Below are 1212 nucleotides of genomic sequence, written 5' to 3' on the forward strand. Positions count from 1 at the left end.
TCGTTCTGGCCGAAGGAGTCGAGGAAGCCAGTACTGTTGATATTTTAAGAAAGCTGGGCTGCGATGAAGTTCAGGGCTATTTTTTTGCCAAACCAATGACCCCCGATGTTTTTGAAACCTGGTATTATGGTAGAGACGAAGCCTTAAAGTGAGCGAGCATTAAGTAAATACGTATGCACGCCTGCCCGTAATATATGAATAAGAAGGAAACTGGTCATCCTGACCAGCTCTCTATTGATTATCAGACGCCAATGATAGTCCTGCATCCGGGTAATCATGACAAATTCTAAAGACCGCTATTCGCTCACAGCGGACCCTCACCTCAGCTACTTAGTCCGCTTTGTGCCATAAGCGGACATTGTCCATTACACTAATGTGTCCTAATTAGTAGTTTGCCATAGTGGACATGATTTATATTTGCTTTCCCGGATCTTTGGCTGCAATTCATCAATTGATTCGAATTTCTCGTTGATTTTCAAGTCTATCAATTTGAAAATTATGGAGCGGCTAAATGTTAACGCCTTTTTCAACTCATTTTCTCCAAGGTTATTAGACCCAGCATGGACTACTTTAGATCTTAATCCATATAGTTCTTTGACGTAATCTTCAATTTCTAAGCATTCATCTACTGATTCCCCACTTATATAAGCACATTGTTCAGCCATGCTAGCTACTATAGAGGCAGTAATAACACTACGTTCATTAACTTTGAAAAGTGCTTCAAGCGCAATTACGACTTTCAGTAAGGCACTTGATCTGTTTTTATCGCGATAAGCCTCTCCAATCCATTCAACTGCTCTGGAAAGTTTTCTTTCAAGCTGGGTACCCGGAGATAAAACGACATTAAAAAAATTTGTCATCGAGCTTGCTTTTTTTTCTGGAAAATAATCAGTCAGATCAGCCAGATCAATTATTTGATCTTGTTCGTGTTTATTTTCAGTCCTTCCAAAAATTGAGCCTTCCGTATAAATAATCGGTGGTTCGGTAGGAGAAAACTCATACATGAAAGCACCTATAGAAAACTCTTTACCTTTCTTCGCCAATAAGAAAGAAAATGACAATTCTAGTGTATTGAAAAAAGTGTCTGTGTAAGCACCCCTGCTTCAGTTCCATGCACTTTTTGAGAGTTCCGGTTTTTCAGCCATCAGCCGGTACTCTTCCGGTGTCAGGTTATTCAGGGATTCATGAGGCCGCTCGTTGTTATATTCCATC

The 1212-nt window shown here is 40.1% G+C and carries 2 protein-coding genes and 1 pseudogene; 1 reads left to right on the forward strand and 2 read right to left on the reverse strand.

The features are described from left to right. The coding region (locus FN082_RS15015) for an EAL domain-containing protein (RefSeq protein WP_142981863.1) at nucleotides 1-152 on the forward strand (152 nt) is incomplete at its 5' end. Between the two features lie 228 nt (nucleotides 153-380). Here FN082_RS15015 and FN082_RS15020 read toward each other — a convergent pair. Both FN082_RS15020 and FN082_RS15025 read right to left on the reverse strand, forming a co-directional pair. Further along, the gene (locus FN082_RS15020) at nucleotides 381-1004 is read right to left on the reverse strand and encodes a HEPN domain-containing protein (RefSeq protein ID WP_142981864.1); all 624 of its coding nucleotides are present in this window, start codon (nucleotides 1002-1004) and stop codon (nucleotides 381-383) included. A gap of 99 nt (nucleotides 1005-1103) precedes the next feature. Continuing rightward, a pseudogene (locus tag FN082_RS15025) lies at nucleotides 1104-1212 on the reverse strand (integrase); the annotation flags it as partial.

This window comes from Klebsiella spallanzanii (assembly GCF_902158555.1).
In the GTDB taxonomy this organism is placed as follows: Bacteria; Pseudomonadota; Gammaproteobacteria; order Enterobacterales; family Enterobacteriaceae; genus Klebsiella; species Klebsiella spallanzanii.

What these genes read in the sequence shown, in the direction of transcription:
- FN082_RS15020 (WP_142981864.1), bottom strand. Translation starts at nt 1,004, where the DNA reads ATGTATGAGTTTTCTCCTACCGAACCACCGATTATTTATACGGAAGGC.